This is a genomic window from Corynebacterium gottingense (genome assembly GCF_007559235.1).
GTDB classification, from domain to species: domain Bacteria; phylum Actinomycetota; class Actinomycetes; order Mycobacteriales; family Mycobacteriaceae; genus Corynebacterium; species Corynebacterium gottingense.
On record NZ_VMHH01000003.1, the window covers coordinates 89,323 to 113,286 of the forward strand.

A 23,964-nucleotide genomic window follows, 5' to 3' on the forward strand; every position below is an offset into this window, starting at 1 on the left:
AGTGGCCTACTGCGGATGCTCCTCGCTGTAACGCAGCAAGGTATCCGCAACAATCAGGACTCCAAGCTCAGCTTCGTCACGCAGCTGTGCTTCGGAGTACTCAACGCCCTTGATGATTCGATGCTCAGCGTGGATAACACTCGCAGTCTCCTGGTCTACGCGGAAGACAACCGGCCACAGCGCACGATTATTAAAGTCGCTGATCCAATTGAGGTCCTCCGCTTTAGACTGACGCGCCTGGATCATCCCACCAATACCAATGTTCGTGTCCTGATCAACGATGTAGATAGGAACCCCATTGACTTTAGTAAGCAACCCACCAGTCGACAGCTGCGAGCAGCTAAGCCCCTGAGAGGAGAGTGCCTCCCCAATAGATTCGACGGATGCTTCACGCAACGCCGGCTTCTTCTTTCCAAACAATCCCATGGCCTTACTCCGTTCCTTCAAAAAGAGCTTCGATCTTTCCCAGCGCGTCGAACCCGACCTGCAAGCTGGCGTCGATAAGCATGTCCAGCTGGAATTGGGACACGCCTTGGGTGAAGTTGAAGTGATTGCGAAAGACAACCGCCCTGCTTCCCTCGATGACATTAGGAACCACTTTGCCGAAAGCGAGGTTGTCGTTCGTCGCATTGATAGCGTTCATTGCCACGAGCTGCGCGTCTGACGGGATTGTTCCAAAAGACTCAATGCGGACACTGAAATATTCACCCTCGGGAACAAAGATGGCAACACCTTGCGGAAATTGGGCACCCCACTCGCCGTTCTCCTCTCCCGCAGAAATCTGCAACGTATTCAGAGACTTGACGAGCATGGGGGCAGAGAAGGTCGTGATGTCTTTATATGAACTCATTTTGCTCCTGCCGAGTTAGGCGTTGATGAGACGTTTGGGGTCAGGTGAGTCCACGACGCATTCAACCGAGACTGCCATGGCCGCATCGTAGCTCCGTGTATCCGGTACTGCAGGCGGTCTCTTGACATTGTTGAAGCTGGAAAAGAGGAAACGATCTCTTGCCCAGGAGTCGCTCCTATTCCCGCGCTTCACTGGAGCCATCCGCGATGATGCGCCCTAGAGATCCGATAACGACTGCGGTAACTAAGTAACCGCTGACCGCATAATTGGATAGGCCGCTACACATCTCATCGCTGAGTATGTCGTAGATCAGAAAAACCGGGGCTAGTAAAACCATCACGACTAAGAAACGGAATGGAGAAAGCACCTTTCGCTTCACTGAAAGGTGGACGAGGCACCCCATTGCCATGATGCATAAGGAGATGAATAGCGCGACCGCTGCGCCAAAGACCACATAGATCATATTTCTCCCTGAATTCATCTCGGGGGTGTCCATCATAACCTGGGACAACTCGGCGCGCCAGACCCACGCCGAAACCCCAGCTAAAACAGTGTTCTAGCTGGGGTTTTGGTGGAGCCGCCTGCGAGAATCGAACTCGCGACCTTTTCATTACGAGTGAAACGCTCTGCCGACTGAGCTAAGGCGGCCGGACAACGCACAAAGTGACGCTGTACCGGAAAGTGATTGTAATGCAGAAACCAGCAAATAATAAACCAGCAGGTCAGCGCACGCCGCAAGCGATGCGCAGGTGACCGATCATGCCGTTGAACGCCACGGTCGGCGTCACCGACTGGTGCAGGCGGGCGCGACACTGCGCGATCGCGTCCTGGCAGGCGACCAGGCCGGCGGCGGGTACGCGGTCCGCCACCTCGCGGGCGAGTGGCTCGAAGTCGGGGTGCGTCAGCGGGACGTCGGCACCCGACTGCACCACCAGCGCATCCCGGTACACGCCGGCGAGGTCCACCAGGACCAGGTCGAAGACGTCGCGCTTACGCCGGGTGCCACGCGCTTTCTGCCGCGACTCAAGTTCCTTGATAGAGCTGGCCGCCCCGCGCAGCGCCTTCGCCGCGCCCTTCCCCTTCGCGCCCATGCCCAGAGCCTGCTCGAGTTTGGCACGCTCGGCGGCATCTTCCTCTGCGTAGGCGTCGACGGCTTCCTTCTCAGTCGCCTTGACCAGCGAACCCACTGCTTGGAACGCCTGCGCGCCGTGGAAAATCAGCTCGGCCAGGTTGATCGCGCGGGCGCGGCGCTGCTGGATGTCCGGGTTGCGCACCAGCAGGCGCGCGCGGCCCACGTGGCGCAGCGAGGTCGCCGCGGCCAGGTGCGCGTCGTGCTCGCTCGCGCCCTCCTCGTCCATGAGGATGCGCACGAGCTCCGACTCGGACGGCGACGGGATATAGAGGTGCCTGCAGCGAGAGCGCAGAGTTTGCGAGAAGTCCTCGGGGTCCGTCGACGGCGCGAGCATGATGATCACGGTGCGCTCCGGCGGCTCCTCCACCGTCTTGAGCAGGGCGTCCGCGGCGGCCGGGTGGAGGCGATCCGCGTTCTCGATGATCAGGACGCGGTGCGCGGCCACCGTGGGCATCCGGGCCGCCTGCGCGACGATGTCCCGGATGTACTCGGTTTTGATGATCAGTTCCTTGGGCACCACGTGCACCACGTCGGCGTGCTGGTCCGCCAGCGCGTCGCGGCACCCGGCGCAGCGGCCGCAGCCTACCTCGTGCGGGTCCGTGCACACCAGCGCCGCGGCGAACGCCATCGCAGCCTGCGAGCGCCCTGAGCCCGGCGGGCCCGTGAACAGCCAGGAGTGGGTCATTGCGTATTGGTCCGCGGGGGCGTCGATAAGCAACTGCTCGCGCGCAGACGCCGCGGCGGACAAGATGACGTCGCGCACGTGGGGTGCGTCGGCGAGGCGCTCTGCGACACTGCGTGGATTGGCTGGCTGAGTCACGCTGCTCTAGCCTACTAGTTCGCCCCCACAACCACGATGAACGCTAAGGTGATAGGTCATGGAGAGATTCTGGCACGGACTGCGTTGGGTGTGGGGCACCTCATGGCCCCTGTACGCCGCAACCGTGCTTGGCACCAACGTGCTCGGCGCCGCCGCAATCATGCTGTTCATCAGGTACTTCATTCCCATGCCGGAGACCGATGAACTGGCGCTGCACAGCTCCAGGCTCGGCCTGATCGGGCTGGTGTACGTGGTGTTCGCCGTGATCGTGGGCATGGTGGTCACGTTCTTCCTCTTCCGGCCCGTGCTGGAGTGGCAGCGAAGCCCCGAGGACCACGACCCCAACATGGTGCGCCACCTGGTGCTTCGTCTGCCGGTGTTGCAGACGATGATCGTGGTGGTGGTGTGGCTCATCGGTATCGCCATCCTCGCCGTGATCACCGCGCGCACGAGTGGCCCGTTTGCGCTGGTCATTTTCATCGCGACCTCCATGGCCTGCTTCGTTACCGCCGTGCTCACCTACCTGCAGGCTGAGCGCCTCGTGCGGCCGATCGCCGCCACCGCGCTCGCGCGCCGCTTCGAGGACTCCACGCTGGAGCCGCCGATCAAGCAGCGCCTGTACATGACGTGGTTCACCACCTCCGCGGTGCCAATCCTGGGCATCGTGCTGCTCTTTGTCGCGCAGGCGCGCGGCTTCTTCACCGATACCCCGGGCGAGCTCGGGCCATCCGTCTTCGCGCTCGCCATCTCCGCCCTGGTCACGGGCGCGTTCGGCACCGCGTTTGTGATCATGAGCGTGGTCGACCCGATCAAGGAGCTGCAGGACGCCATCAACCGCGTGCGCCGCGGCGAGACGAATACGCAGGTGGACATTTACGACGGCTCCGAAATCGGCGTCCTCCAGGCCGGGTTCAACGAGATGATGCGCGGGCTGCGCGAACGCCAGCGCGTCCGCGACATCTTCGGCCGCTACGTGGGCAGCGAGGTCGCCCAGAAGGCGCTCGAGGAAAAGCCGGAACTGGGCGGCGAGGACCGCAAGGTTGCCGTCGTGTTTGTCGACGTCGTCGGCTCCACCACCTTCGCCGTCGACCACACCCCGGAGGAGGTCGTCGCGGCGCTGAACAAGTTCTTCGAAATCGTCGTCGAGGTCGTCCACCGCAACAAGGGCGTGATCAACAAGTTCCAGGGCGATGCGGCGCTCGCCGTCTTCGGGGCCCCAGTTTCGCTTCACGACGCCACCTCGCACGCCCTCCAAGCGGCCCGGGAACTCCGCCAGGAGCTCGGCGGGCTGGAGCTCGAAGCCGGCGTGGGCGTCGCCTCCGGGCACGTCGTGGCGGGCCACATCGGCGGCCACGACCGCTTCGAGTACACCGTGATCGGCGATGCCGTCAACGCCGCCGCCCGCCTCACCGAGCTGGCCAAGGGCGTCCAGGGCCGGGTGCTCACCAACGCATCGACCCTGCGCGCCGCCAACGAGGTCGAGCAGCAGCGCTGGACCCTCATGAAGTCGGTCGAGCTACGCGGCCGTAACAAGATGACGCAGCTGGCGCGCCCAGTGCGCTCCACCATGGCGGACCGGTACTAGGCAGGTTGTTGTTTGGGGCCTCCGTGGCTTCCTCAATGACGAGAGTGCGTGAGATTTCCCGCGCCCAACCTTATTCCCCCAGGTCGCGCCCTCCCGGCACCCCCGCGCCAAGGAATTCTGTCACTGTCGGTCCGGCGCAGTGAGCCCGTGGACGAGCAGCAGCTGGCCGATCGACCCCGCCCAGGAGACCGCGGCGCGCGTGCCGCGCTCGCCAAGCCACGCCGGGAGGCCCGCGGCGCGGCACACCCGGGCCGCCAGGCCGGAATTGGTGAGCAGGCGCAGCCCTTCGGCAGCAACGAGCAGGTTCGCGCCGTGGCTTAACCCCTCGCGGGCGGGGTCGATGGCGGTCGCGTTCGCATCGGCGCGGAAGGCGGGGTCGTTCGCCAGCGCGGCAGTCGCAGCCACCGCCGCGCCGCCGATCAGCGTGGCGGGCAGCAGGCGGCGGTCCGCCCGGGCCGCGACCACACCACCAGCGGCGACGACGCCAACGGCCGCCACGGCGCCGCGCTTCCCCACCGTCGCGCCGCGCTGCGCGAGCCGCGCGATATAGCCGGCCTGCGCGCCGACCAGGGCCGCAACGCCGAGCACCGACGGGCGCGTCGGGGTGCGGTGCTGCTCGAAAGCGTCGACGGCGGAGGCCAGGACGGCGCAGGTCACGACAGCGTCGGCGCCGGAGGCGGCGCCGTGTGCACCCTCCCGGCGCAGCGGGACCGCGGCGAGGACCACGCGAGAAGCTGGCTCGGCGACCAGTGCGGCCCTGCGCGAATCGGCGAGGTGGGCGATGCCGGCGGCGTCCGCGCACCCGGCCCACACGAGGCGGGCTGGGGTGGGGTTGGTGTGGGGCAAGAGGGCGTCGATAAGCGCCTCGGCGCCTCGGAGCGTGCGGGTGAGCATCTACTTCTTCCTGGAGCCGGCCTTGACCACGCGCTTGGTGGTCTGCGTGGGTTTCTTCACCGTCTTCTTCGCGCGCTTAGTCGCCTTCTTCTTGGTCGCCTTTTTCTTCGTGGCCTTCTTCTTGGTCGCCTTCTTCGGGCCCTCTTCCGCCTCGCGGGCGCGACGGGCGGAGAGCAGCTCGTTCGCGCGCTGGTCGGTGACCGTCTCCGGGGTGTCGCCGCGCTGCAGCGACGCGTTGGTCTCACCGTCGGTGACGTACGGGCCGAAGCGACCGTCCTTGATGGTCATCGGCTTGCCGGAGACATCGTTGTCGCCCAGCATCTTCAGCGGCGGCTTCGCGGCGGCGCGACCGCGGCGCTTCGGCTCCGCGTAGATGCGGCGGGCCTCGTCGAGCGTGATGTTGAAGATCTGTTCCTCGCTGGCCAGAGAGCGCGAGTCCGTGCCCTTCTTCAGGTACGGGCCGTAGCGGCCGTTCTGCGCGGTAATGACCTCGCCGTCTGCCGGGTCGGTGCCCACCTCGCGCGGGAGGCTGAGCAGGCGCAGCGCGTCCTCGAGCGTGACCGAGGCCGGCTCCATGTCCTGGAATAGGGACGCCGTGGCGGGCTTGAGCTGCTCGTCCACCAACTCGGCCAGGCGCTTTTCCTTCTGCTTCGCCGCCGTCTTGGTCTCCCAGTTCTTCTTGCGCTTGCCCTCCTCGGCGCGCTGGGCATCCTCCTCAGCGCGCTCGGCCGCGATGACCTCCTCGGCGTGGGCCTCGGCGGTGGCGCGTTCGTCATCACGCACGAGCTCGGTGACGTACGGGCCGTAGCGGCCCTCCTTGGCCACGACGGTGCGGCCGTTCGCCGGGTTCTCCCCCAGCTCGCGGCCGGACTGCGGGGTGGCGAAGAGCTTCTCCGCCATCTCCAAGGTGATGCCATCCGGGGTGGAGGCCTCTGGCAGGTTGGCGCGCTGGTAGTCCGGCTCGCCGTCGGCGGTCACGCCCACCTGGCGCTCAATGTAGGGGCCGTAGCGGCCGACGCGCACGTTGATGTCGCGGCCCTCGGCGTCCTCGAAGAGCTTGAGCGAGTTCACCTGGCGTGCGTCGATGCTTTCCAGATTGGCCTCGATGATGTGCTTAAGCCCGCCGCGACGCGCGACTGCCTCGGCCATATTCTCGTCCGCCTCGGCGTCGCCGAAGTAGAAGCCGGTGAGCCACTCGGTGCGGTCCTCGTTGCCGTGCGCGATCTCATCCAGCTCGTCCTCCATGGAGGAGGTGAAGTCGTAGTCCACCAGCGCGTCGAAGTTGTTCTCCATGAGCCCGATGACGGAGAACGCCACCCAGGTGGGCACGAGCGCGTTGCCGCGGGTAACCACGTAGCCGCGGTCCTGGATGGTCTTGATGATGCTGGCGTAGGTGGAGGGGCGGCCGATGCCCAGGTCCTCCATCTTTTTGACCAGGCTGGCCTCGTTGTAGCGCGACGGCGGGTTGGTGGTGTGCTCATCGGCGCTGAGCTTCGTCGCGTCCAGCGCGTCACCCTTGGCCAGCTGCGGCAGGTGCGTCTCCTTGTCGTTCGTATCGGAGTACGCGCGCAGCCAGCCCGGGAAGGTGATGGTGCGACCGGTGGCGGTGAACTCGGCGCGCTCGCCGCTTTCCGCCTCGCCGGCGACGGTGACCTTGGTGGAGTTGCCGCGCGCGTCCGCCATCTGCGAGGCCACGGTGCGCTGCCAGATCAGCTCGTAGAGCTTGAACTCCTCCGCGTCCAGCGACCCGCCGAGCTGGCCGGGGGTGGCGAAGCGCTCACCGGCGGGGCGGATCGCCTCGTGCGCCTCCTGCGAGTTCTTCACCTTGCGGTCGTAGGTGCGCGGGGACTTGGACACGAAGCTGTCGCCGTACAGTTCGGTGGCCGCGGAGCGCGCGGCCTGCAGGCCCTGCTTGGACAGGGAGGTCGAGTCCGTACGCATATACGTAATGTGGCCGTTTTCGTACAGGCGCTGCGCGATGCGCATCGTGCGCGCGGACGTGAAGTGCAGCTTGCGCCCCGCCTCTTGCTGCAGGGTCGAGGTCATAAACGGCGCGTGCGGGCGGCGGGTGTACGGCTTTTCCTCCACTGCGGTGACGCGCATGGGGCGGTCACGGAGGCCGTCGGCTAGCGAATTGGCCTTTTGCTTATCGACGACCACCGCCTCCCCCTTCAGCCGCCCCCGATCATCAAAGTCGCGGCCCTGCGCCACGCGCTGCCCGTCGAGCGTGGCCAGCTTCGCGTCGAACTCGGTCTTCTCGCCCTGCTGCGGCAGGAGCGACGCGGTGATGTCCCAGTACTCGGCGGCGATGAACGCCATGCGCTCGCGCTCCCGCTCCACGATGACGCGGGTGGCCACGGACTGGACTCGGCCGGCGGACAGGCGCGGCATGACCTTCTTCCACAGCACCGGCGAGACCTCGTAGCCGTACAGGCGGTCGAGGATGCGGCGGGTCTCCTGCGCCTCCACCAGGTCCATGTCCAGCTCGCGGGTGTTTTCGGCGGCCTCGCGGATCGCGGACTCGGTGATCTCGTTGAACACCATGCGCTCCACCGGGACCTTCGGCTTCAGCGTCTCCAGCAGGTGCCAGGCGATCGCTTCGCCCTCGCGGTCGGGGTCTGTGGCGAGCAGCAGCTTGTCCGACTCCTTGAGCTTGGCGCGCAGGTCAGCGACCTTCTTCTTCTTGTCCGGGCTGACCACGTAGATCGGCGAGAATCCCGCCTCCGGGTTCACGCCCAGCTTCGCCCACGGCTCCTTCTTGTACTTCGCGGGGATGTCGGCGGCGCGGCCCGGCAGGTCGCGGATGTGGCCGACGGACGCCTCGACGATGTAGTCGTTGCCCAGGTACTTCTGGATCTTCTTCGCCTTCGTCGCCGACTCCACGATGACCAGGGTTTTGCCGTTTCCCGCCACGCTTTGTGACACCTCGCTCTATTTACTCGATTCGCACCTATATATATGTACTGATGCGATACATGCGCTTTCTCGCAGTATATGCATACACCCGGCGGGCGCGCCTAAACGCCGAATCTCAAACACCAACATTTGTAGCAGACCCGAGATCTCGCAGTCCCCGGCGCATGCGCGTATCGTGGCGGGGAGCATACGGCAGCGCCGCGCCCATCGCACCGCTGCGGCAAGCCCGTGACCAGGCGTTTTGAGAGGAGGAACCCCATGGAGATGTTCGACCCGTTCATCAACTTCCTCCACATGCTCATGGGCACCCCATTGTTCTACCCCCTCGTCACGGTGCTCATCGTCGCCGACGCCCTCGCGCCGATCGTCCCGTCCGAGTCCGTGCTCAACCTGTCGGGCGCGTTCGCCGGCTCGCAAGGAGTGCCGGATGTAACGGCCGTGATCGTCGCCGCGATCATTGGCGGCATTATCGGCGACAACATCTGCTTCGCCCTCGGCGGCCGCCTCATCGGTTATGTCGAGCGGCTCGACGCGGAGTCCAAGGCCGGCCAGGCGATCCTCTGGGTGCGCCGCAACATGAACCGCGGCGCGGGCGCCACCATCATCGTCGCCCGCTTCATCCCCTGGGCCCGCTGGGTAGCCACGATCGTGCTCGGCTCGGTGCGCTTTAACTGGTTCGCCTTCGTCATCTACGACACGATCGGCGTCATCGTCTGGGCTATCCTCTCCGTGGGCATCGGCTACGCCGGCGGCGCGCTGTTCTCGGATGTCCCGCTGCTCGGCATGGTTGTGGGCGTGCTGCTCGGCTCGCTCGTCGGCTTTGGCATCCAGAAGCTGCAGGGCAAGCTGTTCGACTGGCGCGACGAGCGCCGCGGCGAGTCCTCGCTGTAGGGGTGTAGGGCTGTAGGGAGGGGCGCCCGCGCTCGCTCTCGTCGGGAAACAGGGCGGCCAGCCCGCGGCGACGGCGGCAACAGCGCTCTCGACGCCCAGATGACGAGACCTGGATGACGAGGATACGACGAAAATTCCGCGTCTTCGTCACCCTGCCCTCGTCAAACAGGCCAAACCCCACCCCACCCCACACATTTTGCCGTTTCACCCGCGCACCCCGCCCGCACACCCCACCAGACCGGGCAGCGGGCCCAAAAATACCCCGCTTCCGGGGTCACCGGCAGCGGGGTCTCTTTGGAATGCTGGCTTACAGCGCGCGCACCTGCTGGGCCTGCGGGCCCTTGGCGCCCTCGCCCACCTCGAACTCGACCTGCTGGTTCTCCTCCAGGGTGCGGAAGCCGGAGCCCTGGATCTCGGAGTAGTGCACGAAGACGTCGGAGGAGCCGTCGTCCGGTGCGATGAAGCCGAAGCCCTTTTCTGCGTTGAACCACTTAACAGTTCCGGTAGCCATGGTGAAACCTTTCACGTAAAACTTGAGTGAGATATGTTTGGTCGTCCACCAGGACCATCTCGGGGTTCCTGGCGCCCGCGTCAACGATCCTCGCGAGCACCTTTGGAGGGCGCACACAAAATCTGTGACCGTGCTCTAGTGTGCCACGAATCGCATACTTTGGCATAGCGAGTGGCATACTTCATATGGAATGACTCATACCCCCGCACCCCCACCGTCACTCGGCGCAGAACTCATCGAGCTCCTGCGTCGCCGTTTCGGCAGCTCCACCATCACGCACGTGGAAGACGTCCCCGCTTCGTCCGCGCAGTTCGCTCCGTGGCCAGCGTGGGTGCTCCCCGAGCTGAAGCAAGTGCTTATCGACGCCTCCGTCACCGCCCCCTACACCCACCAGGCCCAGTGCGCGCAGTCGGTGCGCGACGGCAACGACACCGTTATCGCCACGGGCACCTCCTCCGGAAAGTCGCTCGGTTACCAGCTGCCCATCCTCACCGCGCTTGCAGAGGACCCCAAGGCGTGCGCCCTCTACCTCACCCCCACCAAGGCGCTGGGATCGGACCAGCTCCAGGCAACGCTGCGGATGACGTCGCAGATTCCCCAGCTCTCCGGCGTCCACCCGGCCCCGTACGACGGCGACACCCCCACCGAGGCCCGGGCCGGAATCCGCGAGGCGTCCCGCTTCGTCTTCTCCAACCCCGACATGCTGCACGCTGGGCTGCTCGGCGCGCACCCCCGGTGGGCGCGCTTCCTGCGCCAGCTCCGCTTCGTGGTGGTGGACGAGTGCCACACCTACCGCGGCGTCTTCGGCGCCAACGTATCCCTCGTCCTGCGCCGCCTGTTGCGTATCGCCGCCGCGTACGGGTCGCACCCGGTCGTGGTGTTCGCCTCTGCAACCGCCGCGGACCCGGCCGGGCAGGCTTCTCGGCTCTGCGGCCGCAGCGTCACCGCCATCACCGAGGACACCGCGCCGACCGGTTCCCGCACGATCACGCTGTGGGAGCCCGGATTCATCGAGGGCGCGGAGGGCGAAAACGGTGCGCCCGTGCGCTACGCCGCCTCCACCGAAGCAGCGTCCATCATGTCGACGCTGATGCAGGAGGGCGCGCGCACGCTTACCTTCGTGCGCTCGCGCCGCGCCGCGGAGACGGTCGCGCTGCGTGCGCAGGAGGACCTGGTCGTGGCGGGCCGCGCCGACATGGCGGGCCGGGTGGCGTCCTACCGCGCTGGCTACCTGGCGGAGGATCGTCGCAAGCTGGAGCGTGCGCTGGACGAGGGCGACCTCCTCGGCCTCGCCACCACGAACGCGCTTGAGCTGGGCATTGACGTCGGGGGCCTCGACGCGGTGGTCATGGCCGGTTTCCCGGGCACGGTCGCCTCGTTCCGCCAGCAGGCGGGGCGCGCCGGCCGCCGCGGCCAGGCTTCCGTGGTGGTCATGGTCGCCCGCGACGAGCCGATGGACACCTACCTGGTCCACCATCCGGACGCGCTGCTGGGCCGCCCGGTGGAGTCTTCGGTGTTCAACCCACAGAACCCGTACATCCTGCGCGGACACGTCTATTGCGCCGCCGTCGAACGGCCGCTTTCGCACGCGGACGTGGACGCGTTTGGCGCGCACGAAGTCGTCGAGGAGCTCGAGCGGGAGGGCTATTTACGACGCCGCCCCCGCGGCTGGTTCGCCACCCCGCAACTGGAGGGTGAGCTCACCCCGGAGACCGCGCACTCCGTCGTGTCCCTGCGCGGCGGCACCGGGGAGGAGGTCCTCATCGTGGACGCGACGGACGGCCGGCTACTGGGCACCGTGGACGCCGCGCGGGCCGCCACGCAGGTCCACGACGGCGCCGTCTACCTGCACCAGGGCGAGTCCTTCGTGGTCCAGGAGTTGGACCTTGACGGCTACGTGGCGCTGGTGGCACCCGAGACGCCCGACTACTCCACGCAGGCGCGTTCCACCACGGACATCGCGATCCTGGGCGACGCCTCCGCGGGCGTCCACCCCTCCCCGGGCCTGTGGGTGGCCAACGTCGACGTCGAGGTCACCGACCGGGTCACCGGTTACGTCGTGCGGCTTGCCGACGGCACCGTGTCCGAGCACATCCCGCTCGACCTCCCCGAGCAGACGCTGATCACCCGGGCGGTGGCCTACACCATCGATCCGTTGGTCCTCGACGAGCTCGGGATCTCGGCGGGCGACGTCCCCGGCGCGCTGCACGCCGCAGAGCACGCAGCCATCGGGCTGTTGCCGCTGCTGGCCACCTGCGACAGGTGGGACATCGGCGGCGTGTCCACGGCGCTGCACCCGGACACCATGCTGCCCACGGTGTTTGTCTACGACGGCCACCCGGGCGGCGCGGGCTTCGCCGACGAGGGCTTCGCCCGCTTCCACGAGTGGATCACCGCGACGTTCGAGGCGGTGCGCGCCTGCCCCTGCGAGTCCGGGTGCCCGTCCTGCGTGCAGTCCCCGAAGTGCGGCAACGGGAACCAGCCGCTGAACAAGCACGCTGCGCTGAAGCTGCTGGGCGCGCTGGTCACCATGACCGCCGGGGACGTTCCTCCTCAGCCGGGCCAGCCCGGGCAGTAGCTTCCGCGCGCCCGATCCGGGCACGGACGGTGACGTCGCCGGTGTCCACCTCGCACAACTCTGCGGCCGCAGAGTTGAGCGTCGCGGTGCGCTCGGCGGCCTCGCAGGCGGGCGCACCCGTGTAGAGCGCCGTCGCCCCGGAAACGGCAGCGAGGTCGGCGGCAACCTGCGCGCGGTGGTGGTCCACGACGCGCGCGCCGACCGCAGCTACGGCGAGCGCCAGCGCGATCACAGCGGTGATGATGCCCGCCGAGGTGACCGTCGCCGAGCCTTCCTCGCTGCGAAGCCTCCGGAGCCAGCCCATCAGCGTTCCCCCGCGGTGTGCTCGACGGGGAACAGCGCGGTTGCCTGCAGCTGCCCCACCGCCGCCGGGACCCGCGCAGTCACCGTCACGACCCCGCCGGACTCGGCGACATCGACGCTGCCGCGCGGCGGGGCGAACTCCACCCCGATTGCGTGGGCGCGCGCCGCCGCGCCGGCCGTATCCACCGCCGTGATGTAGGCGGCGATGGTGGCGATGCCGGCAACGATTGCAGCCGCGACGGTGACGAGTGCGGACAGCGAGAGCGCTGTCTCGATCGTGGTCATTAGCCCGGGGTGTTCGTGAGTGCGTCGGTAATCACGCCCTCAATCGCAGAGGTCACACCGTCGCCGTTCACCACGAGGTAGAGCACTCCAGCGAGCGCGGCCGCCGCGAGTGACCCAAACGCATATTCGATGGTCGACATCCCCCGGTCGTCTTGCATCTTTGCAGCGAGTTTCCCAGCGTAACCACATAGCTTCTGGGCGCCCATGACAGTAGCAGTGTTGATCGTATTCATAGTAATTGTGTTCCCTTCATTGGTTGAGAATGATTGTTGATTTTCGGAGTGGACAGTTAGTGCAAGATCGCCGCCCCCAAGCTGAGCACCGCCGGTGCAAGCCCGAGGACGAAGAACGCCGGGAGGAAGCAGGCGGTAAGCGGGATCGCGATGAGGACGCCCGCCCGTTCCGCTTTGGCACTCGCCTCGTCGGCAGCTTCAGCCCGGAGTTTGGTGACGATGCGCTCGCAGCCCGCCACGATGGCGGACCCCGAGGAGTTGGAGAGGGCAACAAGCCCGGCGAGCTCCGCGCCACCCGGGACGCTATGGAGCTCCGACCAGGCGCGCTCGGGGCTCACCCCGAGCGCCGTCAGCGCAGCGACGGTATGCCAAGGACTCGCGCGTGCATTGCCTCCGCCGGTGTCGCCGTAAGTTTCAGCAACAGCGGCGGCGGCGCCGGCGAGCGGGAGTCCGGCCTCGCAGCATGCCGCGAAGAGCGTGATGTCGGCTGCGCTGCGGTGGGCGTCGATACCCGGTGCTTCCCCGCGGGGACCATCCCGCGGGGTCTTCGAACCCGCGCTAGGAGTAACGCGCAGCCGCTGCGCGGGCTGGCCCCGGGGCAGGGCGAGCGCGGCCGCGAGGAACAGTGATGCGAGAAGCAGGATCATTGCGCCGCCCTTTCTATAATCGCCCGGGACACGACCGTGCCCGCGCACACCAGGGCGGTGCCGACGACGAGGAGCACCCCGCCTATGCCTCCGGAGGTCAACAGCCCGACGGGGTTCGCCCCCATCGCGGCACCCATGAGCATCCCGGCGAGCGGCAGCGCGGCGAGCACCATGGCCGTGGTGCGCGGCCCGGCCAGCGCCGCATTGGTCGCGGCCCGGTGCCGCTCGGCGTGGTCGAGCTCGTCGCGCGCGGCGCGCAGCAGCTGGGCGACGGGGATCCCGCGCCCGGTTGCCAGCCGCCACAGCGTAACCATGCGCGCAAGCTCCGGCTGCGCCGTAGGTACCTCGATCTGCGCTGCGGAGTGCCCGAGCCGAATATGGTGGGCCAGCCGGTGGATGTCGCGCGCAAGTGGGGCCGGCGCGTTGTCGGGCAGGCGCTCGGCGGCGGTGACGCAGGCGCGCGGCAGCGGGGCCCCGGCGTCCAGGTTGGCCACCACGTGGCCGAGAAAGTCGGCGGTCACGGCCGCGCCTTTGGCGCGTTGCTGCTGCTCCCGGCGTCGGACGATGAGGTCGACGACGGTCGCCCCGGCCATAACTGCCGCGAGGACCACGCTGACCCGTTTGGCGGCAACGAGGCCGAGCACGAGCGCGATGCCGGCGATGCAGAGTGTGGAGTGGAAGCGTGGCGTCGAGAAGCGTTGCACGTTGCGCGTGAGTGCGCCGAGGCGGGCAGAGGGAGCGGGGGCGGTGAGCGCAGTGGCCGCGGCGGCGATGAGCAATGGGTTCATGATGCCAGCTCCTTGTAGCCCGCGGCGGGACCACGCTCGCTGTCCCACACCACGCGTGCGGTGACCGGCTGGCCTTCCAGCACGCCGATCTGGTGCACGTAGCGGGTGCCATCGGTGCCGCGGCGGACCACCACCACGGCGTCCACGGCGGCGGCGAGCTGCGAGTGCAGCCCGGCGCGGTCCAGACCACCGAGGGCAGCGAGCGCCTCCAGCCGGGCGGGGACCTCGTGGATGGAATTGGCGTGGAGGGTGCCCGCGCCGCCGTCGTGGCCTGTGTTGAGCGCGGCGAGGAGATCGACGACCTCGGCACCGCGGATCTCGCCAACCACGATGCGGTCCGGCCGCATGCGCAGAGCCTGGCGGACCAGGTCCGCGATGGTGATCGCACCGGCGCCCTCGGCGTTGGCGGCGCGCGTGGTCAGGTTAAGCACGTGCGGGTGGTGCGGGGTCAGCTCGAGCGTGTCCTCGATGGCGATGATGCGCTCGGTGGGGGCGGCCTCTGCAAGCAAGGCAGACAGGAGCGTCGTTTTGCCGGAGCCGGTGCCGCCCACCACCAGGATCGCCTTGCGCTGCGCTACCAGCGCGCGCAGCAGGTCGGCGCGCTCCTGATCGAGGGAGCCGCCCGCCACCAGGTCCGCGAGCGAGGCGGTGGCGGTGCGCAGCACGCGCAGCGACAAGCAGGTGCCCACCTGGGCCGTTGGGGCGAGGATCGCGTGGAAGCGCAAGAGCGTGCCGTCGTCGCGGGTGAGGTGCCCGTCGCAGTATGGCTGTGCGTCGTCGAGCCTGCGCCCGCAGCTCAGCGCGAGGCGCGTGGCCAGGGCGCGCACGTCCGCCTCCGAGTCGAAGGTGGTCTCCGCCAGCTCGAGGCCGCGGCCGCGGTCGATGTAGACCTCGGACGGGCCGTTGACGCAAATGTCCGTCACATCGCCGGCCGCCAGCAGCGGTTCGAGCGGGCCGGCGCCGGTGGTGTCGTCGCGGAGCTTGCGCATGAGCGCGAGCACGTCGAGGTCGCTAATCACCACCGCCTCGTCGCGGATGATGTCCACCAGCCGTGCTGGCGACGGGGGCGCAGGCTCGTCCGCAAGGCGGCGCTGCACGCGCGCGAGTACGTCGTTGGCATCCATCACGCCACCTCCGCGAGCACCGCGTCGGCCGCCTTGCGCAGGGGCTTGGGCAGGCGCGCCGGGAGCCCAGCGCTCTCGATCGAGCGCGGCAGCCGGTGCAGCGTGGGCAGGCGGTGGCAGATCCGCGAGCGGGTCACTGCGACAACGCCGTCGTCGTCGATGCCCTGCCAGGGGGAGTCGCGGAGGACCAGCACGTGCTCGACGCCGGCGGCGTTGCACTCCAGCGCGATCGTCTGCGCCGCGCAGACGGAGCGCACCGTCGGCGTCACGACGATGACGGCCAAGTCGCACGCCGCCGGGAGCAGGTCGATGGGAACGTCGAGGACGGTCAGGCCCTCGCCGCCCACAGCGCGGCAGAGCCTCTCCAGCTCCGCCGTGGTGACCCGGAACGGGTCCGCGACGGTGCTGCGCGCAAACGTGAGGACCGCGGTGCCGGAAGTGGTGGAGGGCAGAGCGCGACGCACGTCGGTGCGCGCTACGGCGCCATCGCCCAGCACGATCTCGCCCCAGCGCGCGCCGGGGCGCTCCTCGACGCCGAGGAGGAGGTCGAGTCCGCCGGAGAGCCGGTGTGCGTCGATGAGCGTGGCGTTCCCGCCCACCTCGGCGAGCGCACAGGCGAGGACGGATGCGCCGACGCCGCCGCCCGCGCCGAGCACGGCGACCGTGCGCCCGCCGCCGCTGTGCTGGCTCGCCTGTGCGCAACGGCCGAGCGCGACGAGGAGGTCGCCGGCCTGCGCCGGCAGGACGAAGGCGTCCGGGGACGCGGAGGCGTCGGCAAGGCTGCCGCTGACAATGAACACGTTGTCGGCTCGGGGTGGAGGGAGGTGTGAGGCCCAGGTGGCGTCGACAAGCACTGCGAACGCACGCGCCACGTATTGCGGCAGCGCGGTGGGGTCGGCAACGTCCACGATGGCGTGGCCAGCGGCTGCGGCGAGGTGGGTTACCTCCGGGTGGAGGAGCGGGTCGTCCACCGCGACGATGATGGGGCGGCCGGCGCGAGAATTCGGTACTTTTGTTTGCGTCATGCCGTAAGCATTTCAGGCGCAATATCAACGCGCAAGGGGTTGGATACATCTGTGGATAACCCAGGCCGCGATCGCATCCAAAACAAACAATCTGTGGATAACCCAGTCCCATCCCTCACACGCGCCTCAGCATTTACACGCCGGGCGCTGAGGTTAGCTCGTTAGAATGAAGCACATGGCAACTCGCGCGCCGGTGGCGGCATTCTTCGACCTGGACAAGACGATCATCGCGACCTCGTCTGCCTACGCCTTTGGCAAAGAGTTCCTCAACAACGGCCTGATCACCCGCCAAGAGGCGCTCGACCTCTACCTGTCCAAGGCCTCCTACATGCTCGTCGGCCACTCCAGCGAGCAGATGGACGCCTCCCGCGACCAACTCGCGCAGCTGGTCAAGGGCTGGGATGTGGACGAAGTGCGGCGCATCACCACCGAAACGATGCACAACGTGGTCACGCCTGCGATCTACCGCGAGGCGCGCGAGCTGATCGAGCAGCACCGCGCGGCGGGCCACGACGTCATCATCATCTCCGCCTCCGCGGACATCCTCGTCGAGCCGATCGCCGCCGAGCTCGGCGTGGACACCGTCGTGGCCACCGAGGTGGAGGTGGAAGACGGCAAGCTCACCGGCACAATCACCCAGTACCTCAAGGGCGAGGCCAAGGCGGCGGCCGTGGAAACATTCGCCCGCGAGCACGGCTACAAACTCGCGCACTGCTACGCCTACTCCGATTCCGCCACGGACATCCCGATGCTCGCGGCCGTGGGCAACCCCGTGGCCGTCAACCCGGACCGCGCCCTGCGCAAACACGCCATGTCCTCTGGCTGGGAGATCCGCACCTTCAAGAACCCGGAGCCGCTCATCCAGATGCCCAACGCGCGCGAGGTGGGCATCGGCGCGGGCGTCATCGCCGGAATCACGGCGCTCGCCGTCGTCGGCACGCTGGTCACCCGCGCGATCATGCGCGACGGCCGCTCCGCCTAGCCCCCGCCCGAGGAGCTCGAGTAGCTACTGCCTCCCGTGCCACTGGTCGAGGCGCTCCAGCAACACGGCCCGCGAGTCCTCGTACGCGGCGCGGTTGCCCTCCGGGGTACCCCCGAGCATGATCTGCCAGCCGTTCGGCAGCTCCTCCGCGTGCGCAAAGAAGACGTGCCCGGCGTCCGGGTACACGTGAGTCTCCACCTGCTCACCCTGCGTCTCGAGCTCGCGCGCCGCGTCCGCGGACTGCCACATCTGGTCGTCCTCACCGGCGAAGAGCAGCACGTTCCCGCCGAAGTGCGAGAGGTCAATGCGCGCCTCCTCCGGTGCCGCTTCCGCCGCCGACTCGTAGGTCGCGCGGTACGACACCGGGTAGCCGGTCACCATGTCCCACATCTGCTTCGCCCCGGCCGCCATGGACCCCGCGCGGAACGACGCGAACGGCACCGCCTCACCCTTGTAGGTAAACGACGGCAACTCCTCCGCCTGCTGGAACACCAGCCCCGGGTAGGAATAGCTCGCGGGCACGAACGCGACCACGTTGTCCACCCGGAAGCCCTTTGCCGCCAGCAACTCGACAAACTCCGCGCCCTTCGACGTCCCTACCACCGTCACTGGCCCGTCGCCGTCTACGGTGGCGTCGATAAGCGTGCTGACCTCATCAAACTGCTCCAGCGGCACCTCCGCGAGCCCCTGCTGCTGCCCCTCCTGCCCGAAGAAGTACATGCTGAGCACCTCGTAGCCCTCGCCCGCGAGCCACTCGGCACGAGTGCGGTCCGCACCGCCCTCGGAGCCGCCGTACACGACCACCACGCCCGGGTGCGTCTTCCGCTCGGGCGTGATGTGGAACCCTTCGATCTGGTCCCCATGGATCGGGGCAACGCTTAACGACGCCCCACCATCCCCCTCCCCCGCAACAGAAGACGACCCCACGCTCCCGAACGGGTAGGTGTGCCGGTTGTAAGCGCGCAACCCAACAATCACCACCGCGAGGAGCACGAGCACAACCAGGAGCGCGACCAGCGCCTTGCCAAGGACCTTAAGGACCTTAAGGACCTTAAGGACGTTGAGGGCCTTCACCGCATTCCTTCCCACGCAGCGCTCACACCCGTGAGAGAATCTGCGCATTTTGGACCATTTGCAGGATGTTTTAGGCTTAAATCCTAACTTGCGCGGCAGCGGTTTCGCCGACCTTCCGGCCCCAATACAGGCACGAAGGCTGGACTATAGCTAAAGTCGTGGAGGACAATGCATCACACGTGTACGTATACGCGCGAGAGCAGCAGTAGCCACACGCCTTGTAGGCGACTCGCAGGAAGGTTTGAAAAACAGTGAGCAAAGACGGTCTGTACACCAGCGGTTCCACGGCAGTGTCTGCCAAGGTGGACTCCATCCCGCTGCGCGACGCCGACACCACCCAGCCGGGTAAGGATTCCATTGGCACGCTGGTCTCCAACGCGACGGAGCAGATTTCCACCCTGGTCCGCGGCGAGATCGAGCTGGCCAAGACCGAGGTCATCGGCGAGGTCAAGAAGGGCGCCATGGGCGGCGGCCTCTTCGCCGTGGCCGGCGTCATCGCACTGTACTCCAGCTTCTTCGCTTTCTTCGCCCTGGCGGAGATGCTCGCGTCCTGGATGCACCGCGGCTGGGCCTTCCTCATCGTCTTCCTCATCATGATCGCCCTCGCCGGCATCCTGGCCTTCATGGGCCTGCAGAAGGTGAAGAAGATCAAGGCGCCGGAGAAGACCATTGAGTCCGTCGGCGAGCTGAAGCACCTGCGCCCGGGCCAGGCCCAGCAGAACCTGACCAAGGATTCCAGCGGCCTGTACTCTTCCGCCGCGCACACCACCGGCTCCACGGCAGTGACCAAGTAGTCGCTTTCACCTCCAGGGCCGCTCCGGGCATGCCCCGCCTGACCCCGACGTCACCCTCGGTCGTTGACCTGCCGGGGGAGTTTGCGCACCGCATGCTGCACACCCGCGGCGTGCGCCTGCACGCCGCCGTGGCCGGCGACCCCGCCGACCCCCTGGTCCTGCTCATCCACGGCGCGTACGGCGGCTGGTTCGACTTCCGCTACGCCCTCGCCCCGCTGGCCAGCCGCGGCTACCACGTTGCCGCGCTGGACCAGCGGGGCTTCGGCATGTCTGACAAGCCCGCCCACCGCGGCGGCAACCTGCTGCGCATCCTGCGCGGCGACCTCGGCGGGGTGATCCATACCCTGGGGCATGCGAACGCCGCCCTCGTCGCCGCCGATACCGGCGCCGTGATCGCCCGCGCCCTCGAGCAGGCCCAGCCCCAGCTCGTCCGCAGCGTGCTCACGCTCCCCAACGAGCCGCATCTCCCCGCTTGGCTCAGCCGCCTCCCCGTCCCCGTCGCGGCCGCCACCGCCACACGCCTGCCCGGCGCGCTGGACCGCGCGTGGCGCAGCGCGTTTCACGCCACCCTCGCGCGAGCAGCGGCCGACAGCGCCGCCAAGCACCCCGAACACCCAGCGGAAACGCTCGCGACCCGGCTTGCGGCGCTGCGCATCGATAACGCGCTGCCCCACATCCTCGCCACGCATCGCCTGCGGCGGCACGCGCCAGCAGACGGCGCCAACCACGTCCTCCACGCCCTGCCCTTCGCGGGGGATCCGGGGGCGTTTGTGCGGGGCGTCGAGAAGCACTTGGCGTCATAGCACTCCTGGTGCTTTAGACCGCGCAGGTTTGCGTGTCCACAGGGTCGGTGAGGCGCTCGACGTCGCCGATCACCTCGCGGAGCTGTGTGCCGGTCAGGGCGTAGCCAGTGTCCGCGACGTCCACGTCCGTGCCGAAAATCATGCCCGCGACCTGCCCCTCCGGGGTAAACATGGGCCCGCCGGAGTTGCCCTGGCGGATGTCGCCGCGGATCGTGTACGCGCCGCGCTCCACCCGGCCAGTGGCGTAAATGTCCGGGCCGCTGAGCTCCAACTGGGTCCGCACACGTACCGCGTCGGCCTCAAAGGGGCCGGACTCGGGGAAGCCCATCACCACGGCATCATCGCCGGACTTCAGCTCGCGCGGCGCCCACGTCAGCTCCGGCAGGCCCAGCTCGGGGGCGTGAAGGACGGCGATGTCCACCTCCGGGTCGTAGAGCACGACGTCCGCGTGCTTCACGCCCAGCACGGTGTCCAGGTTGACCAGCTGGGTGCCCGCCACCACGTGGGCGTTGGTCAGCACGTAGCCGTCCGCGATGACGAAGCCGCTGCCCATCAGGCGGTGGTGGCAGGTCTCCGAGTCGCCCACGACGTGGACGACGCTCGGGCGGACGCGGTCCACCAGCTCGCCGGTCACCACCGACTCGTCCGGCGCGTCCACCTCACGCTTCGCATCGGCGCTCAACGGCGAAACCAGCGGCGGCAGGCCGGTGTCGTGCAGCAACGCGGCCGCCTTGGCGGGCAGCTGCGCCCACGCGTCCGGTGTTGCGGTGTCGATCCCGCGCAGCACCCGCGAGTCCCGCAGCGCGGCGCCCTGCTGCTCCGGAAGCGCGCTGACCAGCGGGATCGACACCAGCCACAGCGCCAGGGACATGGCTAGCGCCTGCAGCAGCGCGCCCACGACGGAATCCAGCACGCGCATCGGGCGCCACCGCTGGGCGCCGCGCAGGGCGTCGCCAATCGCAGAGCCCGCCAAGTTCCCCAGCCCGACGAAGAACACCACGACCGCCAGGAAAATGATGACGCGCAGCCCGCGGCCGGAGAAGAAGTCGAGCGTGTACGCGGCAGCCAGCAGCCCCACAATCAGGCCGGCCACGCTGCCCACAGCGATGAACACGGATGCCAGCACGCCCCGTCGCCACCCCGCCGCGAAACTGCCCACCACCAGAATCGCCGCGACGAGGTCCACGATGGCTGATCCGGTCACTGTTTTGCTGTCTCCTGGTTCGTGTTGTGGGGCGTCATCGGGGCCGGTCCGCGGGGGTTACCGCGTGTACCGCGGCTCCCCATTGGCGGAGTTGGCGAGCACCTCGTCCAAATCGCGCAAAGTGCGGTCCCAGTCGCGGGCCCACGCGGCTTGCTCCAAAAGTATTGAGAGCAGAATAGCCGTAAAGCCCCACACAACGTAGCACCCGGCGCGGAAGGCGGGTCCGGCAAAATTGGCCAGCCCCACCTGCAGCCGGTTCGCGGGATCCACCAGGTCGCGCACGGCGATGAAGAAGACGTCGTCCGTTTCAAACGGGCTGGCCACGTAGGTCTCGCCCGGCTGCTCCGCGTACGCAATCACCGGCCGCACCCGGAGTCCGCTGCCGCCCGTGGTCACTGTGCGCAGCGTGGCCAGCGGCGTCACGCGCGAACGCTCCAGGCCGGTCTCCTCCCAGGCCTCGCGCAGCGCCGCGTCGACGGGCCCGCGGTCCCCGGCGTCGATATGCCCGCCGGGAAACGCCATCTGCCCCGAGTGGCTCCGCATCCGCGGCGTGCGGTGGGTGATGAGCACGTGCGCGTCGTCCGGGATGGTCGCCGACGCCGCGTTCCCGGTAAACAGGATCAGCACCGCGGCCTCGTCCGCCGCGTCCTCCGGCGCGGTGCGCCCGTGCAGGAGGGGGCGCACCGCCTCGCGGTAGGTGCCGCGTTGAATCCGGTCGATCAGCGGCGCGAGCCAGCGGGGTGCCTTGTGGGGCTGCAGTGGGACGTCGAGAAGCTGCCCTTCCTTGCGCTCGCTCATCGTCCGAGCACCCCGTCGATGGCGCTGGCCAGCGCTTCTTCCGACTCGAAGGCCTGCGCGAGCGTGCCCACCTGCTCGCCGTCGCGGAACACCACCGTGATGGGCACGACGCCGGGCAGACCCAGCTGCCCCGCGAAACTGTTGTCGGAGTCCTGGTAGCTGGACAGTTCCACGCCGAGCTCGTTGAGCAGGCCGGCCCCGGCCGCCGCCTGGCGGTCCGCGTGCACGCCCACGACCTCCACGTCCGGGTGGTCCGCGGCGTAGCGCTCGAGCACGGGCAGCTCAGTGCGGCACGGCTCGCACCACCAGGCCCACACGTTAACTACCGTCACGCCCGCGCGCTCCCCGGGCACATCGGCGCCGCCCAGGCACGGCAGCTCCACGCCACCGACCCCACCGGCCACACAGTCGGGCCGCTGGGCCACGGGCGCTTCCTTGCTTATCGACGCCCCCGTCTCCCCCTCCCCACGCACTTCATCACCCGATCCGCCGCCGCGCAGCAGCGCCACGGCGCCGGCGACGACGAAACAGGTGACCACCAGCGCGCCCACCACGCTGGCCACGACCGCGGTCTTGCCCGACCTCACTGCGCATCACCCAGCATGCCCAGGATGTGCTCGCGCTCTTCCCCGGTGACCAGGGCTGCCGCCTCCTCCGGGTCGGTTGGCCCCGCACCGAAGCCGGGGCAGTCGAACGCAATGGGGCACGCGCCGCACGCCGGCTTCTTCGCGTGGCAGACGCGCCGGCCGTGGAAGATGAGTCGGTGCGAGAACATCGTCCACTCGCTCGCGGGGATGATCTGGGCGATCTCCCGCTCGATCTTCACCGGGTCGCGCTGCGCACTCAGCGCTAGGCGCGCGACAAGCCGCTGGAAGTGCGTGTCCACGGTGAGCCCCGGCTTACCAAAGGCGTTGCCCCGCACCACGTGCGCGGTCTTGCGCCCCACTCCGGGGAGCGTGACCAGGTCTTCGAGCGCGACCGGGACCTCGCCGCCGAAGTCCGTGACCAGTTTCTGCCCCAGCCCGATCAAGTTGGCGGCCTTCGCGCGGTAGAACCCGGTGGGGCGGATCAGCGCCTCTACCTCCGCCTGGTTTGCCGCCGCGTAATCCTGCGCCGTGCGGTAGGTGGCAAACAGGGCCGGGGTGACCTGGTTGACGCGGACGTCGGTCGTCTGCGCCGACAGCACCGTGGCGACGAGCAGCTCGAGCGGGTTGGAAAAGTCCAGCTCAGCGTGGGCGTCCGGGAACGCCGCCGCCAAGGTGCGATTGATCCGCCGGGCGCGGCGGGTGCGGCCCAGCTCCGTCTCCTTCCCCTTCGCCGCCGGGTGGGATCCCGGTGCGCGGCGCCGCGGCGGCGTAAGCTTGCCGGCCAGCGGTTTCCCGGCGTCCGGTGCGGGGGGAAGCGAGACGTTGGACATGCTGCAATGCTATCGCACACGTACCATGGCCCCTATGACGGTAATTTTAGTTGCGATCCTGCCCCTCTTCCTCGGCCTGTTCACCCTGGGTATGGAACGCCTCGAAGCCGCATCGGTTGAGGCCCACTAACACGCACTAGTGCTGCAGACTGAACGTTTGCTAAACCTAAAATTGCCGGTAGGGAAACTTTTCCGGGATATGGCACCCATCACAACATGAACTGGTAGCATCTGCCATTGTGACCACGCCGTAAAAACAAAACTTAGGTGACCCAAACCACGCAGAGGATAACAGTCACCGCCGTTCCGA

At 67.9% G+C, this 23,964-nt stretch carries 25 protein-coding genes and 1 tRNA gene; 6 read left to right on the forward strand and 20 right to left on the reverse strand.

What is annotated here, in order from left to right:
- Positions 1 to 6: 6 nt before the first annotated feature.
- The 5 genes from FPH17_RS05050 to FPH17_RS05070 form a co-directional block, all read right to left on the reverse strand.
- A complete protein-coding gene (locus FPH17_RS05050; RefSeq protein WP_154878915.1) occupies positions 7 to 426 on the reverse strand; it encodes a hypothetical protein in 420 nt (139 codons plus the stop codon).
- Positions 427 to 430: 4 nt separating this feature from the next.
- A complete protein-coding gene (locus tag FPH17_RS05055) occupies positions 431 to 850 on the reverse strand; it encodes a hypothetical protein (protein ID WP_154878917.1) in 420 nt (139 codons plus the stop codon).
- Between the two features lie 175 nt (positions 851 to 1,025).
- On the reverse strand, positions 1,026 to 1,313 hold the full coding sequence (locus tag FPH17_RS05060) for a hypothetical protein (RefSeq protein WP_154878919.1): 288 nt from the start codon (positions 1,311 to 1,313) through the stop codon (positions 1,026 to 1,028).
- A gap of 109 nt (positions 1,314 to 1,422) precedes the next feature.
- Positions 1,423 to 1,498, reverse strand: a tRNA-Thr gene (locus tag FPH17_RS05065).
- A gap of 74 nt (positions 1,499 to 1,572) precedes the next feature.
- Complete coding sequence (locus tag FPH17_RS05070; RefSeq protein ID WP_154878920.1) at positions 1,573 to 2,802, reverse strand: DNA polymerase III subunit delta'; 1,230 nt, start codon at positions 2,800 to 2,802, stop codon at positions 1,573 to 1,575.
- Between the two features lie 58 nt (positions 2,803 to 2,860).
- On the opposite strand from FPH17_RS05070, the gene FPH17_RS05075 reads away from it, so the two are divergent.
- Positions 2,861 to 4,387 (forward strand): adenylate/guanylate cyclase domain-containing protein, encoded by a 1,527-nt coding sequence (locus FPH17_RS05075; protein ID WP_154878922.1) that lies wholly within the window; start codon positions 2,861 to 2,863, stop codon positions 4,385 to 4,387.
- Positions 4,388 to 4,507: 120 nt separating this feature from the next.
- Here the strand turns inward: FPH17_RS05075 and FPH17_RS11890 are convergent, their stop codons facing one another.
- Both FPH17_RS11890 and topA read right to left on the reverse strand, forming a co-directional pair.
- A complete protein-coding gene (locus FPH17_RS11890) occupies positions 4,508 to 5,281 on the reverse strand; it encodes a hypothetical protein (RefSeq protein ID WP_167496779.1) in 774 nt (257 codons plus the stop codon).
- A complete protein-coding gene (topA, locus tag FPH17_RS05085; RefSeq protein WP_167496783.1) occupies positions 5,282 to 8,194 on the reverse strand; it encodes a type I DNA topoisomerase in 2,913 nt (970 codons plus the stop codon).
- 261 nt (positions 8,195 to 8,455) lie between these two features.
- Between topA and FPH17_RS05090 the strand changes: the two genes are divergently transcribed.
- On the forward strand, positions 8,456 to 9,088 hold the full coding sequence (locus tag FPH17_RS05090; RefSeq protein WP_331252951.1) for a DedA family protein: 633 nt from the start codon (positions 8,456 to 8,458) through the stop codon (positions 9,086 to 9,088).
- A gap of 307 nt (positions 9,089 to 9,395) precedes the next feature.
- Here the strand turns inward: FPH17_RS05090 and FPH17_RS05095 are convergent, their stop codons facing one another.
- Positions 9,396 to 9,599 (reverse strand): cold-shock protein, encoded by a 204-nt coding sequence (locus FPH17_RS05095; protein ID WP_034996968.1) that lies wholly within the window; start codon positions 9,597 to 9,599, stop codon positions 9,396 to 9,398.
- A 190-nt stretch (positions 9,600 to 9,789) separates the two neighbouring features.
- Here FPH17_RS05095 and FPH17_RS05100 point away from each other — a divergent pair, with 190 nt between their 5' ends.
- Complete coding sequence (locus FPH17_RS05100; protein WP_154878927.1) at positions 9,790 to 12,177, forward strand: DNA 3'-5' helicase SftH; 2,388 nt, start codon at positions 9,790 to 9,792, stop codon at positions 12,175 to 12,177.
- On the opposite strand, the gene FPH17_RS05105 is transcribed toward FPH17_RS05100, so the two are convergent.
- The 7 genes from FPH17_RS05105 to ssd form a co-directional block, all read right to left on the reverse strand.
- Positions 12,125 to 12,481 (reverse strand): Rv3654c family TadE-like protein, encoded by a 357-nt coding sequence (locus FPH17_RS05105; protein WP_095275185.1) that lies wholly within the window; start codon positions 12,479 to 12,481, stop codon positions 12,125 to 12,127. The two genes, FPH17_RS05100 and FPH17_RS05105, sit on opposite strands and share 53 nt — an antisense overlap.
- The gene (locus FPH17_RS05110) at positions 12,481 to 12,765 is read right to left on the reverse strand and encodes a hypothetical protein (protein WP_154878929.1); all 285 of its coding nucleotides are present in this window, start codon (positions 12,763 to 12,765) and stop codon (positions 12,481 to 12,483) included. Before FPH17_RS05110 ends, FPH17_RS05105 begins: the two co-directional genes overlap by 1 nt.
- On the reverse strand, positions 12,765 to 12,971 hold the full coding sequence (locus FPH17_RS05115) for a DUF4244 domain-containing protein (RefSeq protein WP_154879147.1): 207 nt from the start codon (positions 12,969 to 12,971) through the stop codon (positions 12,765 to 12,767). Before FPH17_RS05115 ends, FPH17_RS05110 begins: the two co-directional genes overlap by 1 nt.
- 83 nt (positions 12,972 to 13,054) lie before the next feature.
- Entirely contained in the window at positions 13,055 to 13,645 is a 591-nt protein-coding gene (locus FPH17_RS05120; RefSeq protein WP_154878931.1) for a type II secretion system F family protein, read from the reverse strand.
- Positions 13,642 to 14,433: a type II secretion system F family protein gene (locus FPH17_RS05125; protein WP_154878933.1), complete on the reverse strand. Its 792-nt coding sequence runs from the start codon at positions 14,431 to 14,433 to the stop codon at positions 13,642 to 13,644. Before FPH17_RS05125 ends, FPH17_RS05120 begins: the two co-directional genes overlap by 4 nt.
- Positions 14,430 to 15,557, reverse strand: a complete 1,128-nt coding sequence (locus tag FPH17_RS05130) for a TadA family conjugal transfer-associated ATPase (RefSeq protein ID WP_154878935.1) — start codon at positions 15,555 to 15,557, stop codon at positions 14,430 to 14,432. Before FPH17_RS05130 ends, FPH17_RS05125 begins: the two co-directional genes overlap by 4 nt.
- Positions 15,557 to 16,582: a septum site-determining protein Ssd gene (gene ssd / locus FPH17_RS05135; protein ID WP_154878937.1), complete on the reverse strand. Its 1,026-nt coding sequence runs from the start codon at positions 16,580 to 16,582 to the stop codon at positions 15,557 to 15,559. Before ssd ends, FPH17_RS05130 begins: the two co-directional genes overlap by 1 nt.
- Positions 16,583 to 16,757: 175 nt before the next feature.
- Between ssd and FPH17_RS05140 the strand changes: the two genes are divergently transcribed.
- On the forward strand, positions 16,758 to 17,564 hold the full coding sequence (locus FPH17_RS05140; RefSeq protein WP_238397045.1) for an HAD family hydrolase: 807 nt from the start codon (positions 16,758 to 16,760) through the stop codon (positions 17,562 to 17,564).
- A gap of 24 nt (positions 17,565 to 17,588) precedes the next feature.
- Here the strand turns inward: FPH17_RS05140 and FPH17_RS05145 are convergent, their stop codons facing one another.
- On the reverse strand, positions 17,589 to 18,638 hold the full coding sequence (locus tag FPH17_RS05145) for a dienelactone hydrolase family protein (RefSeq protein WP_203085450.1): 1,050 nt from the start codon (positions 18,636 to 18,638) through the stop codon (positions 17,589 to 17,591).
- Between the two features lie 251 nt (positions 18,639 to 18,889).
- Here FPH17_RS05145 and FPH17_RS05150 point away from each other — a divergent pair, with 251 nt between their 5' ends.
- Entirely contained in the window at positions 18,890 to 19,432 is a 543-nt protein-coding gene (locus tag FPH17_RS05150) for a phage holin family protein (RefSeq protein ID WP_154878942.1), read from the forward strand.
- Between the two features lie 29 nt (positions 19,433 to 19,461).
- Positions 19,462 to 20,235, forward strand: a complete 774-nt coding sequence (locus tag FPH17_RS05155; protein ID WP_154878944.1) for an alpha/beta fold hydrolase — start codon at positions 19,462 to 19,464, stop codon at positions 20,233 to 20,235.
- Positions 20,236 to 20,248: 13 nt separating this feature from the next.
- Here FPH17_RS05155 and FPH17_RS05160 read toward each other — a convergent pair whose 3' ends face one another.
- The 4 genes from FPH17_RS05160 to nth are packed head-to-tail and all read right to left on the reverse strand — an operon-like array spanning position 20,249 to position 23,654.
- Positions 20,249 to 21,439 carry a MarP family serine protease gene (locus FPH17_RS05160; protein WP_154878946.1) on the reverse strand — a complete coding sequence of 397 codons (1,191 nt, stop codon included), beginning with the start codon at positions 21,437 to 21,439 and terminating at the stop codon, positions 20,249 to 20,251.
- Between the two features lie 57 nt (positions 21,440 to 21,496).
- A complete protein-coding gene (locus tag FPH17_RS05165) occupies positions 21,497 to 22,237 on the reverse strand; it encodes an NUDIX hydrolase (RefSeq protein WP_095275196.1) in 741 nt (246 codons plus the stop codon).
- Entirely contained in the window at positions 22,234 to 22,824 is a 591-nt protein-coding gene (locus FPH17_RS05170) for a TlpA family protein disulfide reductase (RefSeq protein WP_154878948.1), read from the reverse strand. Before FPH17_RS05170 ends, FPH17_RS05165 begins: the two co-directional genes overlap by 4 nt.
- Positions 22,821 to 23,654, reverse strand: a complete 834-nt coding sequence (gene nth / locus FPH17_RS05175; RefSeq protein ID WP_154878950.1) for an endonuclease III — start codon at positions 23,652 to 23,654, stop codon at positions 22,821 to 22,823. The genes FPH17_RS05170 and nth overlap by 4 nt, the downstream gene beginning before the upstream one ends.
- Positions 23,655 to 23,964: the final 310 nt, after the last annotated feature.

Bases quoted from the DNA above. Each gene is read 5' to 3' on its own strand.
- FPH17_RS05155 (WP_154878944.1), top strand. From the start codon at position 19,462: ATGCCCCGCCTGACCCCGACGTCACCCTCGGTCGTTGACCTGCCGGGG.
- ssd (WP_154878937.1), bottom strand. From the start codon at position 16,582: ATGACGCAAACAAAAGTACCGAATTCTCGCGCCGGCCGCCCCATCATC.
- FPH17_RS05090 (WP_331252951.1), top strand. From the start codon at position 8,456: ATGGAGATGTTCGACCCGTTCATCAACTTCCTCCACATGCTCATGGGC.
- FPH17_RS05075 (WP_154878922.1), top strand. From the start codon at position 2,861: ATGGAGAGATTCTGGCACGGACTGCGTTGGGTGTGGGGCACCTCATGG.
- nth (WP_154878950.1), bottom strand. From the start codon at position 23,654: ATGTCCAACGTCTCGCTTCCCCCCGCACCGGACGCCGGGAAACCGCTG.
- FPH17_RS05165 (WP_095275196.1), bottom strand. From the start codon at position 22,237: ATGAGCGAGCGCAAGGAAGGGCAGCTTCTCGACGTCCCACTGCAGCCC.
- FPH17_RS05120 (WP_154878931.1), bottom strand. From the start codon at position 13,645: ATGATCCTGCTTCTCGCATCACTGTTCCTCGCGGCCGCGCTCGCCCTG.
- FPH17_RS05110 (WP_154878929.1), bottom strand. From the start codon at position 12,765: ATGACCACGATCGAGACAGCGCTCTCGCTGTCCGCACTCGTCACCGTC.
- FPH17_RS05095 (WP_034996968.1), bottom strand. From the start codon at position 9,599: ATGGCTACCGGAACTGTTAAGTGGTTCAACGCAGAAAAGGGCTTCGGC.
- FPH17_RS05050 (WP_154878915.1), bottom strand. From the start codon at position 426: ATGGGATTGTTTGGAAAGAAGAAGCCGGCGTTGCGTGAAGCATCCGTC.
- FPH17_RS05105 (WP_095275185.1), bottom strand. From the start codon at position 12,481: ATGGGCTGGCTCCGGAGGCTTCGCAGCGAGGAAGGCTCGGCGACGGTC.
- FPH17_RS05140 (WP_238397045.1), top strand. From the start codon at position 16,758: ATGGCAACTCGCGCGCCGGTGGCGGCATTCTTCGACCTGGACAAGACG.
- FPH17_RS05055 (WP_154878917.1), bottom strand. From the start codon at position 850: ATGAGTTCATATAAAGACATCACGACCTTCTCTGCCCCCATGCTCGTC.
- FPH17_RS05115 (WP_154879147.1), bottom strand. From the start codon at position 12,971: ATGGGCGCCCAGAAGCTATGTGGTTACGCTGGGAAACTCGCTGCAAAG.
- FPH17_RS05125 (WP_154878933.1), bottom strand. From the start codon at position 14,433: ATGAACCCATTGCTCATCGCCGCCGCGGCCACTGCGCTCACCGCCCCC.
- FPH17_RS05060 (WP_154878919.1), bottom strand. From the start codon at position 1,313: ATGATCTATGTGGTCTTTGGCGCAGCGGTCGCGCTATTCATCTCCTTA.
- FPH17_RS11890 (WP_167496779.1), bottom strand. From the start codon at position 5,281: ATGCTCACCCGCACGCTCCGAGGCGCCGAGGCGCTTATCGACGCCCTC.
- FPH17_RS05100 (WP_154878927.1), top strand. From the start codon at position 9,790: ATGACTCATACCCCCGCACCCCCACCGTCACTCGGCGCAGAACTCATC.
- FPH17_RS05130 (WP_154878935.1), bottom strand. From the start codon at position 15,557: ATGGATGCCAACGACGTACTCGCGCGCGTGCAGCGCCGCCTTGCGGAC.